The 14837-nt window shown below is 68.5% G+C and carries 17 protein-coding genes; 6 read left to right on the top strand and 11 right to left on the bottom strand.

All coding sequences use genetic code 11. The features are described from left to right. Positions 1 to 364: 364 nt before the first annotated feature. From QPR87_RS17745 to QPR87_RS17730, 4 genes are all read right to left on the bottom strand, one after another. Positions 365 to 514 (bottom strand): hypothetical protein, encoded by a 150-nt coding sequence (locus tag QPR87_RS17745; protein ID WP_285050652.1) that lies wholly within the window; start codon positions 512 to 514, stop codon positions 365 to 367. 161 nt (positions 515 to 675) lie between these two features. Beyond that, the gene (locus tag QPR87_RS17740; RefSeq protein WP_285050651.1) at positions 676 to 885 is read right to left on the bottom strand and encodes a hypothetical protein; all 210 of its coding nucleotides are present in this window, start codon (positions 883 to 885) and stop codon (positions 676 to 678) included. Positions 886 to 941: 56 nt separating this feature from the next. Further along, on the bottom strand, positions 942 to 1148 hold the full coding sequence (locus tag QPR87_RS17735; RefSeq protein WP_285050650.1) for a cold-shock protein: 207 nt from the start codon (positions 1146 to 1148) through the stop codon (positions 942 to 944). Positions 1149 to 1338: 190 nt separating this feature from the next. After that, the gene (locus QPR87_RS17730; RefSeq protein ID WP_285050649.1) at positions 1339 to 3153 is read right to left on the bottom strand and encodes an ABC-F family ATP-binding cassette domain-containing protein; all 1815 of its coding nucleotides are present in this window, start codon (positions 3151 to 3153) and stop codon (positions 1339 to 1341) included. Between the two features lie 147 nt (positions 3154 to 3300). Between QPR87_RS17730 and aqpZ the strand changes: the two genes are divergently transcribed. The 5 genes from aqpZ to recR all read left to right on the top strand — a co-directional run bounded on the left by aqpZ (position 3301) and on the right by recR (position 7262). Beyond that, entirely contained in the window at positions 3301 to 3987 is a 687-nt protein-coding gene (aqpZ, locus tag QPR87_RS17725) for an aquaporin Z (protein ID WP_011749887.1), read from the top strand. A 195-nt stretch (positions 3988 to 4182) separates the two neighbouring features. Continuing rightward, positions 4183 to 4479 (top strand): DUF2218 domain-containing protein, encoded by a 297-nt coding sequence (locus QPR87_RS17720; RefSeq protein ID WP_011749886.1) that lies wholly within the window; start codon positions 4183 to 4185, stop codon positions 4477 to 4479. Between the two features lie 59 nt (positions 4480 to 4538). After that, positions 4539 to 6317 (top strand): DNA polymerase III subunit gamma/tau, encoded by a 1779-nt coding sequence (locus QPR87_RS17715; protein ID WP_285050648.1) that lies wholly within the window; start codon positions 4539 to 4541, stop codon positions 6315 to 6317. A 3-nt stretch (positions 6318 to 6320) separates the two neighbouring features. Next, the gene (locus QPR87_RS17710; protein WP_011749884.1) at positions 6321 to 6662 is read left to right on the top strand and encodes a YbaB/EbfC family nucleoid-associated protein; all 342 of its coding nucleotides are present in this window, start codon (positions 6321 to 6323) and stop codon (positions 6660 to 6662) included. Then, positions 6663 to 7262, top strand: a complete 600-nt coding sequence (gene recR, locus QPR87_RS17705) for a recombination mediator RecR (RefSeq protein WP_285050647.1) — start codon at positions 6663 to 6665, stop codon at positions 7260 to 7262. A 105-nt stretch (positions 7263 to 7367) separates the two neighbouring features. Here recR and QPR87_RS17700 read toward each other — a convergent pair whose 3' ends face one another. Then, positions 7368 to 7814, bottom strand: a complete 447-nt coding sequence (locus QPR87_RS17700) for an Hsp20 family protein (protein WP_011749882.1) — start codon at positions 7812 to 7814, stop codon at positions 7368 to 7370. Positions 7815 to 8049: 235 nt separating this feature from the next. Further along, the gene (locus tag QPR87_RS17695) at positions 8050 to 8292 is read right to left on the bottom strand and encodes an HP1242/YdcH family protein (RefSeq protein ID WP_011749881.1); all 243 of its coding nucleotides are present in this window, start codon (positions 8290 to 8292) and stop codon (positions 8050 to 8052) included. A 92-nt stretch (positions 8293 to 8384) separates the two neighbouring features. Here QPR87_RS17695 and QPR87_RS17690 point away from each other — a divergent pair, with 92 nt between their 5' ends. Continuing rightward, positions 8385 to 9167: a DUF599 domain-containing protein gene (locus QPR87_RS17690; RefSeq protein WP_285050646.1), complete on the top strand. Its 783-nt coding sequence runs from the start codon at positions 8385 to 8387 to the stop codon at positions 9165 to 9167. Here QPR87_RS17690 and QPR87_RS17685 read toward each other — a convergent pair. From QPR87_RS17685 to QPR87_RS17665, 5 genes are all read right to left on the bottom strand, one after another. Continuing rightward, positions 9078 to 10274, bottom strand: a complete 1197-nt coding sequence (locus QPR87_RS17685) for an MFS transporter (RefSeq protein WP_285050645.1) — start codon at positions 10272 to 10274, stop codon at positions 9078 to 9080. The genes QPR87_RS17690 and QPR87_RS17685 overlap by 90 nt on opposite strands. A 276-nt stretch (positions 10275 to 10550) precedes the next feature. Further along, positions 10551 to 11336 carry a crotonase/enoyl-CoA hydratase family protein gene (locus QPR87_RS17680; RefSeq protein ID WP_285050644.1) on the bottom strand — a complete coding sequence of 262 codons (786 nt, stop codon included), beginning with the start codon at positions 11334 to 11336 and terminating at the stop codon, positions 10551 to 10553. Then, a complete protein-coding gene (locus tag QPR87_RS17675; RefSeq protein WP_231000504.1) occupies positions 11333 to 12202 on the bottom strand; it encodes a hydroxymethylglutaryl-CoA lyase in 870 nt (289 codons plus the stop codon). The genes QPR87_RS17680 and QPR87_RS17675 overlap by 4 nt, the downstream gene beginning before the upstream one ends. Next, on the bottom strand, positions 12189 to 12842 hold the full coding sequence (locus tag QPR87_RS17670; RefSeq protein WP_011749876.1) for a glutathione S-transferase family protein: 654 nt from the start codon (positions 12840 to 12842) through the stop codon (positions 12189 to 12191). Before QPR87_RS17670 ends, QPR87_RS17675 begins: the two co-directional genes overlap by 14 nt. Beyond that, complete coding sequence (locus QPR87_RS17665; protein ID WP_285050643.1) at positions 12839 to 14767, bottom strand: ATP-binding protein; 1929 nt, start codon at positions 14765 to 14767, stop codon at positions 12839 to 12841. Before QPR87_RS17665 ends, QPR87_RS17670 begins: the two co-directional genes overlap by 4 nt. Positions 14768 to 14837: the final 70 nt, after the last annotated feature.

Raw genomic sequence — 14837 nt, 5'->3', positions numbered from 1 at the left:
CGCCGCGTCCGTGGCCGGCCTGCTGATCACCACCGAGGCGATGATCGCCGAAAAGCCCGAGCCCAAGGCCCCCGCAGGCGGCATGCCCGACATGGGCGGCATGGGCGGCATGATGTAAACAAGCCCATGCTCGGGTGAAAAAAAAGCAGGCCGCCCCAAATGGGGCGGCCTTTGTAATGGCAAGCAAGGGGAAATGCGACGGGCGGCGATCGTTGCCCGGGCTTGCCCCACGATCGGAAAGCCGCCGTGACCCGGCACCTGCCCTTTTGACAAGAACCGATCGCGGTCGAAAACCTGCCGTCGAAAGATATATCCGATCCGCGCGAGCCGTTGAAATTCCCGGGTCTCGCGCCTGATCTCTCTGTCAGGACCCGGCCGCTTCCTTGCGGCTGACTTCGGCAACCGCCACGGTTTCGCCCTGCTTGTTCAGGAACATGATCGCCAGCCGGCGCCTGTCCTGGTGCTTTTGCGTGATCCTTCTGCGGTTCGCGCGTCTGTTCGATGTTCTGGCCATTCTTCAGTCTTTCTTTTTTTGGTTATTGGGCAGCCCCGCCCGGCTTCCGGCCGGATGACCGGACAGAATTCCGACGGAACGAGCCGCGATGAGATTGTCTGCAAAAACCGAGCCTGCCGACGCGAGCAAAAGCCGACGCGAGGCCCGTGATGTCTATGCGCCTATGGCTTGCGCTTTTTGGGCGAAGATGCGCCCTTGCCGGTCCCGGACGCTTCCTTGGCCAGCCGCGCCGCGCGCAGGTTGGCGGTCAGTTCCCGGCGGCGTTCGGCCTGCTCGCTGATGATCAGCTTGGCTTCCTGCGTCGTCCGGTCCATCGCGGTCAGCGGTGCCGGCGCGCGAAAAAGTTCCTTCAGCCTGTCCTTGGGTGCCATGCGGACCTCCGACGAGGGGTAGGTCCGACCAGGATCGGTCGGACCTGCTGTCGAAATCAGGCCAGCGCCAGGTCGCGCGCCGATTCACGGCCGTCGCGGCCGGTCTCGATTTCGAAGCTTACGGCCTGGCCGTCAGCGAGGTGGCTGATGTTGGCCCGTTCCAGCGCCGAGATGTGCACGAACACATCCTTGCCGCCGTTCGCGGGGGCGATGAAACCGAAGCCTTTGGTGGCGTTGAACCATTTCACGGTGCCATTGGCCATCGTGATATCTCCTTCAGATGATGTCGCCCACGACATTGCGGCGACCCGGCCTAGTCAGATCGAAACACAGTCTGAAGCCGGAAAGGAGACAGGATGCGAAGAAATAACGTAGCCCCCGCAAGATGGGGCAACTCAGGCCAAAATGCAAGGCCCGAGGCGATCTTTCCGCGTCGGGCGGGTCAAGAAGCGCTCAGCCCTGGTCCTTTTCTGCCAGTTCCAGCCACTCCTCCTCGGCCGCGGCCAGTGCGTTCTGGCGCTCGGCCAGGCCCTCGCTGGCCTTGGCGAACTTGGCCGGGGCGGTCTGGAACAGGTCGGGCTGGGCCAGGAATTCGGCCAGTTTGCCGATCTCGGCCTCCAGCCGCTCGATGATGGCGGGCAGCGCCTCCAGGCGCTTTCTTTCGCTGAAGCTCAGGCCGGTGCGCTCTGCCCTGGGCCTGGGGGCGGGCTTGGCCGGCGAGGGCGCGGTGGGCTTCGGCACCTCGGCCGCAGGCACCGCCTCGGGGCGTTGCGCACGATAATCCGACCAGCCGCCGGGATAGATCGTGGCGCAGCCGTCGCCCTCCATCGCCACGGTGGTGGTGGCCACGCGGTCGATGAAGTCGCGGTCGTGGCTGACCAGCAGCACGGTGCCGTCGTAATCGCCCAGGATGTCCTGCAGCAGGTCCAGCGTCTCGACGTCCAGATCGTTGGTCGGCTCGTCCAGCACCAGCAGGTTCGAGGGCCTGGCCATGATCCGCGCCAGCAGAAGCCGCGCCTTTTCCCCGCCCGAAAGGCTGCCGACCGGGGCGCGGGCCTGCGCCTCGTCGAACAGGAAATCCTTGAGATAGGCGACGACATGGCGCGGATTGCCGCGCACCATGACCTGGTCCGAGCGTCCCGAGACCCGCATGGACGGATCGCCCGCCAGCGCGTCCCACAGCGTCACCGTCTCGTCGATGGCCGAGCGCGCCTGGTCGAAGACCGCGATCTCCAGATTGGTGCCGTGCTTGACGGTGCCGGTATCGGGGACGATCTCGCCGGTCAGCATCTTGATCAGCGTGGTCTTGCCGGCGCCGTTCGGGCCGACGAAGGCCACGCGGTCGCCGCGCAGCACCCGCAGGTCGAAGGGTTTCAGGATCACCCGCTCGCCGAAGGACTTGGAAATCCCCTTGGCGTCGATCACCCGCTTGCCCGATTGCGGCCCCGCGTCCAGTTCCATCGCCGCAGTGCCCTGGCGGCGGATCTGGCCGGCGCGTTCCTCGCGCAGCGCGGCCAGCGCGCGCACCCGGCCCTGGTTGCGCTTGCGCCGGGCGCTGATGCCCTCGACCGCCCAGCGGGCCTCGGCCTTGATCTTGCGGTCGAGCTTGTGGCGGGCCTCGTCCTCGGCCGCCCAAAGCGTTTCGCGCCAGTCCTCGAAATGCTCGAAGCCCTTGTCCTGCCGGCGCACCTCGCCGCGGTCGATCCACAGCGTCGCGCGCGTCAGCGCCCGCAGGAAGGCCCGGTCGTGCGAGATCAGCACGAAAGCCGTCCTGGTCGTCGAAAGCTGCTCTTCCAGCCAGCCGATGGCCTCGATGTCCAGGTGGTTCGTCGGCTCGTCGAGCAGCATCAGCTCGGGCGCCTCGGCCAGCAGCCGGGCCAGCGCCGCACGCCGCCGCTCGCCGCCCGAGGCGGTGGCGACCGGGCGGTCGGGGTCGAATTTCAGCCCCTCGGCCGCCATCTCCACGCGGTAGCCTTCGCCGTCGCCAAGGTCGGCGCGGGCGAAGTCGCCCAGCGTGGCAAAGCCCGACAGGTCGGGATCCTGTTCCATATAGCCGACATGGATGCCGGCAGGTGTGACGACCTCGCCGCTGTCGGGCTCGACCAGCCCGGCCATGACCTTCATCAGCGTGGACTTGCCCGAGCCGTTGCGGCCGACCAGCGCCAGCCGGTCGCCTTGCTGGACGGTCAGGTTCAGCCCGTCGAAGACGGGATTGCCGCCGAAGGTCAGGGAGATATCGGTGAGTTGCAAAAGCGGTGCGCGTGCCATGGCCCGCAGATAGGCCGCGCCGGGGCGGCGGTCAACGGGCAGCGCCCGGGTGCCGCAAGGGAATTGCCGGCCCGGCCCTCATGAGAGATTGACAATCCGGTTTCCAGGTAGACCGTTGCTCCATTCGTCTCAGTGAACAGGTTTACAATGCAAAAGAAACTCCTGGCCGAAGGCATCGGCACGTTCTGGCTCGTGTTCGGCGGCTGCGGCAGCGCCGTCCTCGCGGCGGCTTTCCCAGAGCTTGGAATCGGTTTTGCTGGCGTCGCCCTGGCCTTCGGCCTGACAGTACTGACCATGGCCTATGCGTTGGGCGGCATCTCGGGCGGCCATTTCAACCCGGCGGTCTCGGTGGGCCTGACGGTCGCGGGGCGCTTCCCGGCGGCAAGCCTGCTGCCCTATATCCTCGCCCAGCTTGCCGGCGCCATCATCGCCGCCGTCATCCTTTACCTGATCGCCAGCGGCAAGGCCGGCGTCGATCTGGGCGGGTTCGCCGCCAACGGCTATGGCGAGCATTCGCCGGGCGGCTATCCGATGTTCTCGGCGCTGCTGATCGAAGTCGTGCTGACGGCCGGCTTCCTGATCGTGATCCTGGGCGCCACCCATGGCCGCGTGCCGGCGGGCTTCGCCCCGCTTGCCATCGGCCTGGCGCTGACGCTGATCCACCTGATCTCGATCCCGGTGACCAACACTTCGGTCAACCCGGCCCGCTCGACCAGCCAGGCGCTTTTCGCCGGGGGCTGGGCGCTGCAACAGCTCTGGCTGTTCTGGGTCGCGCCGATCGCCGGCGCCGTCCTGGGCGGCCTTCTGTGGAAGGTGGTGGGCGAGCACGACTGAGGACACGCCCCCAAGACACTCACCGGGGGCATCCCTTGCGGGATTGCCCCCAACGGCACCCGGCAGCGATTGCATGCCCCGGCATCGTGCCTATATGCACGGGGCGTGGGCCCTTGCCCGGCGGACCTCCGGTCCCGAGCCATCCAAATCCGTCCGCCAGCCGCCCGCCAGCCGGACCTGCAAGACAGGAAAGACATGTCCCAGACCGTCATTCTTTCGACCTGCCGCGTGGCGACGCCGAACGGCAGCCGCTATCTGCAACAGCTCTGCAAGCATTGGGCGCACAAATTCGAGGTCGAGTTCGACCCCGGCCACGGCCGCATCGCCATGCCCGAGGACCGGACGGTCACGCTGACGGCCACGCCCGAGGCGCTGGAGATCCGGCTGGAAGCGCCCGAGGAAACCACCGCCCACATGCGCCACATCGTGGACAGCCACATCGCCCGCTTCGCCTTCCGCGAGGAACTGGCCTTCGACTGGCAGCCTGCCTAAGGGCGGTTGCCGCCCCCCGCCAGCGCCGCTAATCTGCGCCGGTCAACAAGGGCCGGACGATGAGCGAGAGCGAACGGAACTATCAGGTGCTGGCGCGGAAATACCGCCCCGAGACCTTCGCCGACCTGGTCGGCCAGGACGCGATGGTGCGGACGCTGAAGAACGCCTTCGCGGCGGACCGGATCGCGCAGGCCTTCGTGATGACCGGCATCCGCGGCACCGGCAAGACCACCACCGCCCGCATCATCGCCAAGGGCCTGAACTGCACCGGCCCCGACGGCCAGGGCGGCCCCACGACCGAGCCCTGCGGGGTCTGCGAGCATTGCGTCGCGATCTCCGAGGGCCGCCATGTCGACGTGATGGAGATGGATGCGGCTTCTCGAACCGGCGTCAACGACATCCGCGAAATCATTGAATCGGTTCACTATCGCGCGGCTTCGGCCCGCTACAAGATCTATATCATCGACGAAGTCCACATGCTCTCGACCAGCGCCTTCAACGCGCTTCTGAAGACGCTGGAGGAGCCGCCGCCGCATGTGAAGTTCATCTTTGCCACCACGGAAATCCGCAAGGTGCCGGTGACGGTTCTGTCGCGCTGCCAGCGCTTCGACCTGCGCCGCATCGAGCCCGAGGTGATGATCGCGCTGCTGCGCCGCATCGCGACGACCGAAGGCGCCCAGATCACCGACGACGCGTTGGCGCTGATCACGCGCGCCGCCGAGGGCTCGGCCCGCGACGCGACCTCGCTTCTGGACCAGGCGATCAGCCATGGCGCGGGCGAGACGACGGCGACGCAGGTTCGCGCCATGCTGGGGCTGGCGGATCGTGGCCGGGTGCTGGACCTCTTCGACATGATCCTGCGCGGTGCCGCGGCCGAGGCCCTGGCCGAATTGCAGGCGCAATATGCCGATGGCGCCGACCCGATGGCGGTCTTGCGCGACCTGGCCGAGATCACGCATTGGGTCTCGATCGTGAAGATCACCCCCGAGGCGCTGGACGACCCGACCATCGGCCCGGATGAACGCGCCCGGGGGCAGGCTATCGCCGAAAAGGTGCCGATGCGGGCGCTGACCCGGCTGTGGCAGATGCTGCTCAAGGCGCTGGACGAGGTGGGCCAGGCCCCCAACGCGATGATGGCGGCCGAGATGGCGATCATCCGCCTGACCCATGTCGCCGACCTGCCCGACCCCGAGACGCTGATCCGCAAGGTGCAGGCCAGCGCCGCGGCGGGCGAATTCAGCCGCAACGCCGCCCCCTCCGCCGCGCGCGGCGAAGCGCCGCCCCGGGCCGCCGCCCCCCGCACCCCCGTGGCAGTCCGCCAGAACGGCAGCGCCGCGGCGCTCGCGGTCTCGCCCGATGCGCTGGCGGGGTTTCCCGATTTCGAATCGGTGATCGAACTGATCCGGCGCATGCGCGACATGAAGCTGCTGCTGGATGTCGAGGATCACCTGCGCCTCGTGCGCTATTCGCCCGGCCGGATCGAGTTCCAGCCGACCGACAACGCCCCGCGCGACTTCGCCCAGCGGTTGGCGGAGCGGCTGCGCGGCTGGACCGGCGGCCAACGCTGGGCCGTGACCGTGACCTCGGAGGCCGGCCGGCCCACGATCAGCGAGCAGCGCACGGCGCGCGAGGCCGAGGCCCGCGCCCGCGCCATGCAGAACCCGACCGTGCAGGCGATCTTCGCCGCCTTCCCTGGCGCGAAGATCACACGGATCCGGCCCATCCCGGCGCCGGCCGCGGTTGAAATGCCCGCGGGCGAGGATACATCCCCGCATGAGCTGACCGAAGGCCCGGTGGCCGAGGTCGAGGAATGGGACCCCTTCGAGGACGAGGATTAGGCGATGTTCAAGGGCCTTGGCGATATGGACCTGTCGAAAATGATGGAAGCGGCCCAGCAGATGCAGGGCAAGATGGCCGAGATGCAAGAGGGGCTGGCTCGCCTGACCGTCACCGGCGAGGCTGGGGCCGGGTTGGTCAAGGCCACGGCGACGGCCAAGGGCGAGCTGACGGCGCTCGACATCGACCCCTCGATCTTCAAGGCCGAGGACAAGGAGGTGGTCGAGGACCTGATCCTCGCCGCGATCAAGGACGCGCAGCGCCGCGCCCAGGACAAGGCCGCCGAGGAAATGGCCCGCCTGACCCGCGAGCTCGGCCTGCCCGGCGACATGAAGATGCCCTTCTGAATGGCCGCTGCCGGCGACGAGATCGAGACGCTGATCGCCACCATGGCGCGCCTGCCGGGGCTCGGCCCCCGCTCGGCGCGGCGCATCGTGCTGCACCTGATCCGCCGCCGCACCGGACAGATGGCGCAATTGGCGGGGCTGATGGCCAGTGTGGCGGAGCATGCCCGCGAATGCCTGGTCTGCGGCAACGTCACCGGCTCCGACATCTGCCCGATCTGCGAGGACCCGGATCGCGCCACCGGCGAGATCTGCGTCGTGACCGACGTGGCCGACCTCTGGGCGCTGGAACGCGGCCGCGCCTTTCACGGCCGCTACCATGTGCTCGGCGGCAGCCTCTCGGCACTGGACGAGGTCGGACCCGAGGACCTGCGCATCCCGCAACTCATCGCCCGCATCGCCGAGGAAGGCATCACCGAGGTCATCCTCGCCCTCTCGGCCACGGTCGAGGGCCAGACCACGGCGCATTACATCGCCGAGGCGCTGGCGCCGACCGGCGTCGCCGTCACCGGCCTGGCGCAAGGCGTGCCGATCGGCGGCGAACTCGACTATCTGGACGACGGCACCATCACCGCCGCGCTGCGCGCCCGCCGCAAGCTCTGAAGGGACTCTGAAAAGACAAGGGGCGCGACCCTGCGGCCACGCCCTGCGTTTTCCGTTTTCCAAATACCCCGGGGTCCGGGGCAGAGCCCCGGTCCGGCCGTGCCGTCAGGCGTCCAGCTTTTCGACCGCCTTGGCCGGTTTCGCGATCTCGATGCGGCGCGGCTTCAGCGCCTCGGGGATCTCGCGCACCAGGTCGATGTTCAGCATGCCGTCCTCGTGGCTCGCACCGCTGACGCGGACATGATCGGCCAGGGTGAAGCGGCGCTCGAATGCACGGGTCGCGATGCCGCGATGCAGATAGGTGCGGCTCTCGTCCTCGGCGGCCTTCTTGCCCGAGACGATGACGGCCCCGTCCTTGACCTCGACGGTCAGGTCGTCGGCGGAAAAGCCGGCAACGGCAAGCGAGATGCGATAGGCATTCTCGCCGGTCTTTTCGATGTTATAGGGCGGATAGCTGGCGATATCGGCCGACAGGGCACGATCCATGACATCGGCCATGCGATCGAAGCCGACCGAGGCACGATAAAGCGGGGTCAGGTCGAAGTTGCGCATTTTTCGCATCCTTTCTCAAGCGATACAAAGGCTTGCCCCCCGATCCGGGCGGGCAGGTCCGTCGGTGCCGCAAGGGCCCTCCGACAGCGTTGAGGTAGGAATGCGCCCGATGGCTTTCAAGTCCCCGCCGCGACCCCGCGGGGCGGCCGGACCAGGGCGCGCGATGCCACCGCGCGCCCGACGTTCATCACGCCCCCAAAATGGACCGCCTGACGGCCCCGGGGCAGGCGCCACATCAGGCGCGCGCGCCGGCCAGCATGCGGGCGATCTCGTCCTTCAGCGCGGCGCGCTGCTTGCGCAGGGCGATCTCGGCCTCTTCCGACATCGGCGTATGGCGGCTTTCGGCCCCCGCGACCTGATCGTTGATCTCGTCATATTCCTCGAGCAGGCGCGCGAAATGCGCATCCGAAACCTTCAGCTCGTGGATGCGCGCGGCGTCGTTGGGAAATTCCTCGTGGATGGCGTGGGGTGCTGCCATTGTCTTTACTCCGGAACAAAGTTGACCAGCCTGCTGGATAGCCGCCGGGACGGTGGCTGGCAACATCCGGACCGCAAGGGTAGAATCGCGCCATGGACCCGAATACATCCCTGCCCGGCCCGCCGATCTTCGACCCCGCCATCTTCGGCCCCCTCTCGCTGGCCGACCTCGCGGCCCTGCTATGGCTGTTCCTGGCCTGGTTCGGCATCGGCTGGATCACCGAGCATCCGCCCCGGGCCCATCCTTCGGTCACGGTGCTGATGAAGGCGCATCGCCGCGAATGGATGCGACAATTCATCACACGCAATCCGCGCATCTTCGACAGCGCCATCCTGACCACGCTGCGCGAGGGCACGTCCTTCTTTGCCTCGGCCTGCCTGATCGCGGTGGGCGGCGGGCTGGCGCTGATCGGCAATACCGACCAGCTTGCCGGCGTGGCCCGGCAGTTCGACCTGGGCCATGTGCCGACGCTGAAATGGGAAATCAAGATCGTCGTGGTGCTGTTCTTCGTGGCCAACGCGCTCTTGCGCTTCGTCTGGTCGCACCGGCTGTTCGGCTATTGCGCGATCATCATGGCCTCGGTCCCCAACGAGCCCGAAGACGCACGCGCCATGCCGCTGGCGATGCAGGCGGCCGACATCAACATCACCGCGGCGAAAAGCTTCAACTCGGGGCTGCGCTGCGTCTATTTCGCGCTGGGGGCACTTGGCTGGCTGGCAGGACCGCTGGGGCTGTTCCTTGCCACCAGCTATGTGCTGCTCATCTCGTGGCGGCGGGAATTCGCGTCACACTCGCGCCGGGCGATCATGCAGTTGGTACCCGGAGAGACGGGCCTGCCGCCAGGCAAGGCCGAGGGCGAGCAGACCCGCCCCTGACAGCGCCACCGCCACCAGGCCCGAGGAACGCCAGCCCCAGCCAGCCGCCAGCGCCAGCCCGGCCAGCCACGGCCCCAGTGCATTGGCGGCGTTGAAGGCCGCATGGTTCATCGCCGCGGCCATGCTTTGCGCCTCGCCCGCGACATCCATCAGCCGGGTCTGCAAGGGCACCACCATGCCCGAGCCCAGGCCCAGCAGGAAGGACGAGACCAGCATCAGCCCCCAACTGCTCACCGCCCAGGCCGCAAAGCCCTGGGTCACGGCCATGAACAGCATCAGCCGCAAGGCCGCGCCCCAGGTGCCGTGGCGGATGGTCAGGCGGGCGGCCAGAATGCTGCCCAGCGTGCCGCCGATGCCAAAGGCCGAAAGCGCAGCCGGTATGGCCCAGCCCGGCGGCTGGGCCGTCGCCAGCATCGCGGCGGAAAGATAGGAATAGACCGCGAAAAGCCCGCCGAAGCCGATGGCGCCGACCAGCAGGATCAGCATGACCGCCGGATTGCGCAGCGCCCTCAGTTCGGCCAGCGGCCGCGCGTCCTTGGGCGCGCCGACCCGGGGCGCCAGCCGCAGGATCAGCCAGCCCGCCAACAGCGCCAGCACGCCGGGCAGCGCGAAACCCCAGCGCCAGCCGAAGCCCTGCCCCAGGATACCGGCCAAGGGCACCCCGGCGATATTGGCGATGGTCAGCCCCAGCAGCACCTGCGTCACGCCCTTGGCACGCTGTTCGCGCGGCAGGGCATCGGCGGCAAACAGCATGGCCACGCCCAGAAAGCCGCCATGCGGCAAGCCGGCCAGAAAGCGCATGCCGACCAGCGTGCCGTAACCCGGCAGCACCGCCGCCAGCAGGTTCATCGCGCCATAAACCGCGATCAGCGCCGCAAGATAGCGCCGCCGCGGCAGCCGCGCGCCCAGGATCGAGGTGACGGGTGCCCCCACGACCACGCCAAGCGCATAGGCGGAAACCACATGGCCCGCCTGCGGCTCGGTGATGCCCAGGTCGCTGGCATACCAGGGCAGCAGCCCCATGGCGGCGAATTCCGAAGTGCCGATGGCAAAGGCACCAAGGCCAAGGGCAAGGATGGCAAGCTTGAGATTGGGCTGCGGCGGCATGGCGGCACCTTCGGGATGGCGGATGGGGGAAAACAGGCCCGCTAGCGTTAACAGATGCGACCATATGTCGCCAAGCCGCCCGCCGCGAAGCCCTGACATGCAAAGGGCGCAAGGCTCCGACGCCGCGCCGACCCGCGTCTTCTTCGTTCCTCAAATACTCGAATCCCGCAGTGCGGGCGGGCGCGACGTCGATATGAGGACCAAATCCGCAACCTAGGCGCTGCGGGACGCCTGCCGATGAGTATTTCCAGAACGAAGAAGACGCAGGTCGGCGCCTCAGCCGACATGCCAGCGCGGTTTGCGCTTGTCGAAGAAGGCGGCGATGCCCTCGGGGGCCTCGTCGCCCTCCCAGACATCGACGAGGGCCTGGATGCTGGCCTCGATTTCGGCCTCGCCGATGGGGGGGCCGAGGCGGCGGGCCAGGCGCTTGGCCGCCGCCACCGCGCCCGGGGCGCAGGAGAGATAGGGCACGACCTCGGCCTCGACCGCGGCGTCCAGCGTATCGGCATCCGCAAGGCTTGCCAGCAGGTTCAGCCGCAACGCCTCCTCGGCGCCGAACAGCCGCGCGGACATGAAGACGCGCCGCGCCTTATCCTCGCCCATGCGGGCCAGGACATAGGGGCCGATGGTGGCGGGGATGAGGCCCAGCCGCGTCTCGGTCAGGCCGAAGCGCGCCTCGGGCACCGCCACGGCCACGTCGCAGACCGAGATCATGCCGATCCCGCCGCCGAAGGCATTGCCCTGCACCCGGCCGATCAGCGGCTTGGGCAAGGTGTTGAGCGCGTTCAGCATCATGGCAAGCTGGCGCGCGCCCTGGCGGCGGGTGTCCGCATCGGCGCGCATCTGCTCCTGCATCCAGCCCAGATCGCCGCCGGCGCAGAAACTGCGCCCCTCGGCCGCCAGCACAACGACGCGCACCGCCGGATCGACCCCGAGCGCCTGCGCCGCCCGGGTCAATTCGCGGATCATCTGCGCCGAAAGCGCATTGTGCTTGTCGGGGCGCGCGAGCCACAGATGCGCCACGCCGCGGGCGTCGGTGTCGATGCGGATCGTTTCCATCATGCTCCTCCCCTCATGGTGCGGGCCCTCATGGTGTGGGCCATGGCGGCGGCCTGTTCGATCACCGCCATGTCCAGCCCGGTGTCGTGGCCGTGCGCGGCGAGATGCGCGGCAAGTTTTTCGGTCGCGACATTGCCCGCCGCGCCCGGTGCATAGGGGCAACCGCCCAGCCCCCCGACAGCGGCGTCGAAGACCCGCAAGCCGCGCGAAAGGCTTGCATCGACATTCTCCAGCGCCCGGCCTGCGGTATCGTGGTAATGGCCGGCGAGGTTTTCGGGCGGCAGTTCCTCCAGCACGGCAGAGAGCATGGCGTCGATGGTCTCGGGCCGGCCCTGCCCGATGGTGTCGCCCAGGCTGACCTCATAGCAACCCATGTCGCGAAGCGCGGCGGTCACCCGGGCGACGTTCGCGGGCGGCACCGGCCCGTCGAAGGGGCAATCCGTCACCACCGAGACATAGCCGCGCAACGGAATGCCGTCGGCCCGCGCCGCCTCGGCCACCGGGGCGAAGCGTTCCAGGCTTTCGGCGATGGTCGCGTTCAGGTTCGCCCTGGAAAACCCCTCCGAGGCCGAGGCGAAGATCGCCACCTCGTCCGCGCCGGCCGCCTTCGCGGCCTCGTAGCCCCTGAGGTTTGGGGTCAGCACCGCATAGCGGATGCCGGCGTGCCGGGTGATGCCGGCCATGACCTCGGCGGCATCCGCCATCTGCGGCACCCATTTCGGCGGCACGAAGCTGGTCACCTCGATGCGCCGGAAGCCGGCCTGCGACAGCAGGTCGACCAGCGCGACCTTTTCCGCCGCCGGGATCAGGCGCTTTTCGTTCTGCAGGCCGTCGCGCGGCCCGACCTCGAAGATCTCAACCCGGGACATCCGGCACCTCATAGAAATCGCGTTCATAGATCGCATCGCCCCCGGCGCGGGCCAGGGCGCGGCGATAGGCCGGCCGCACCGTCATGCGGTCGCGATAGGCCGCCAGCGCCGGATAGTCGGCAGTTGCCAGAAAGCGGAACAGCGCCTCGATGTTGAAGCCCAGCATGCAATCGGCGGCCGAGAATTCGGACAGCAGCGTCCCGCGCCCCGCCAGGTGATCGTCCAGCGCCCGGGCGGTTACCGCAAGCCGTTTCGTGTCGAGCCGCATCAGCGGGATCGAGCGCGCGCTTTCCGGCCGCAGGAAGATGTGGTGGATGTTCAGGGCTTGCAGGATATTCGCCTGGGTTTCGGCAAAATTGACCCATTCCAGGAAATCGGCGCGCTCGGGCTCGCCCGGCCCTGGGGCAAGCCTGCCCTCGCGCTCGGCCAGGTATTGCACGATGGCGCCGGATTCGAAGATGGCGCGGCCGTCCACCTCGAGCGCCGGGATGCGGCCGGCGGGCGAAAGCGCGCGGAATTCGGGGCTGCGCAGGCCGCCATCGGTCAGCGACCAGAGCCGCAATTCGCAATCGAGCCCCAGTTCCTCGATCAGCCAGAGGACGCGCATCGAGCGCGAGCCGGGGACATGGTGCAGGATCATGCGTCCCCTTCCTCCTCCAGCCGGATCAGCGCCGCGCCGGCCTCGACCTGGTCGCCGGCCCGGGCGAAGACCTCGGCCACGCGACCGTCGCGAGCGGCGGTCAGCGTATGTTCCATCTTCATCGCCTCGAGGATCGCCAGCCGCGCGCCCGCCGCGACCTCCTGCCCCGGTTCGACGAAGATCGCCTTGACGAGCCCCGGCATGGGCGAAAGCGTCATGCCGCCGCCCGCCTCTTCGCCGCCGCGCGCCAGCGGGTCGAGCGGCGCAAGCGTCAGCGAGCGGCCGCCGAAGACGCTGGTGCCGGCCGCATGGTTGACGATGCGCGAACGGCGCGGGCTGCCATCCACCCACCAGCGCCCGCCTTCATAGGCGATCTCGTGGCTGCTGCCGTCCAGCGTGACGCGGGCGGCGCCGGGGCCGAGCACCTCCAGCACCGCCTCGCCGCCTTCCCAGGCGATGGTACGGCGCAGCGGCTGCCACAGCGTGATGCCGCCGCGCACCATGGGGTCCTCCAGCCCGGCAAGGCCCAGCACCGCCAGCGCCTTGGCCCGCGGATCGGGCTCGGCAGCGGCGATCAGCGCCTGAAGGTCGCGGGCGATCAGGCCGGTATCGACCTCGCCCTTGCCGAAACCCTCGTGCCGGGCCAGCGCAATCAGGAAATCGACATTGGTGACCGAGCCCGCCACCTCGGTATCGACCAGCGCCGCCTCCAGCGCGCGCAGCGCGATGGCGCGGGTGGCGCCATGGGTGACGATCTTGGCGATCATCGGGTCGTACCAGGGCGAGATCGCGTCGCCGGGACGCACCCCGGTCTCGATCCGGGCATGGTCGGGAAAACGCAGATGCGCAAGCCGGCCGGTGGCGGGCAGGAAGCCCGCGGGCACGTCCTCGGCATAAAGCCGCGCCTCGAAGGCATGGCCGGTGATCGTCAGATCCTCCTGCCTGGCCGGCAGCGGCTCTCCGCTGGCGACGCGCAGCTGCCATTCCACCAGATCGACGCCAGTGACGAGTTCGGTCACCGGATGCTCGACCTGAAGGCGGGTGTTCATCTCCATGAACCAGAAGCCGTCGGAGCGCAGGCCCCGGCTGCCATCGACGATGAATTCGATGGTGCCGGCGCCGGCATAGCCGATCGCCTCGGCGGCGCGGACGGCGGCGGCGCCCATGGCGGCACGCATCTCGGGCGTCATGCCGGGCGCCGGGGCCTCCTCGATCACCTTCTGGTGGCGGCGTTGCAGCGAACAGTCGCGCTCGAACAGGTGGACGGCGCGATGGCCGTCGCCGAAGACCTGCACCTCGATATGGCGGGGCTGCTGGATGTATTTCTCGACCAGTACGGCCGGGTTGCCGAAGGCGGTGGCGGCCTCGCCTTGCGCGGATTGCAGCGCGGCGGCGAAGTCCCCTGCACGCTCGACCAGGCGCATGCCCTTGCCGCCGCCGCCGGCCACAGCCTTGATCAGCACGGGATAGCCGATCTTGTCCGCCTGCGCCGCAAGATGGCCGGCGTCCTGGTTCTCGCCGTGATAGCCGGGCACGACCGGGACGCCCGCCTCGGCCATCAACGCCTTGGCCGCGTCCTTGAGGCCCATCTTGCGGATGGCATCGGCCGAGGGGCCGATGAAGGTCAGGCCCGCGGCCGTCACCGCATCGACGAAGTCGGGGTTCTCGCTGAGAAAGCCATAGCCGGGATGGATGGCCTGCGCCCCGGTGTCGAGCGCGGCCCGGATGATGGCATCGCCGCGCAGGTAGCTGTCCTTGGGTGCGGGGCCGCCGATGGGAACGGCCTCGTCGGCGATGGTGACATGACGCGCAGCGCGGTCGGCTTCGGAATAGACCGCGACCGTGCGCACGCCCAGCTTGCGGGCGGTATCGATGACCCGGCAGGCGATCTCGCCCCGGTTGGCGATCAGGATTTTCTGGAACATCCGGCACCTCTTGTGGCGGGCGAGGCACCGGGGGTTTCACACCCCCGGACCCCCGTGGAGTATTTGGAGA

Origin of the sequence: Paracoccus sp. SSJ, from assembly GCF_030234105.1 — a bacterium.
In the GTDB taxonomy this organism is placed as follows: Bacteria; Pseudomonadota; Alphaproteobacteria; order Rhodobacterales; family Rhodobacteraceae; genus Paracoccus; species Paracoccus denitrificans.
Note: the sequence above shows the minus strand (reverse complement) of the source record. Positions and strands in the feature narration are given on the sequence as shown.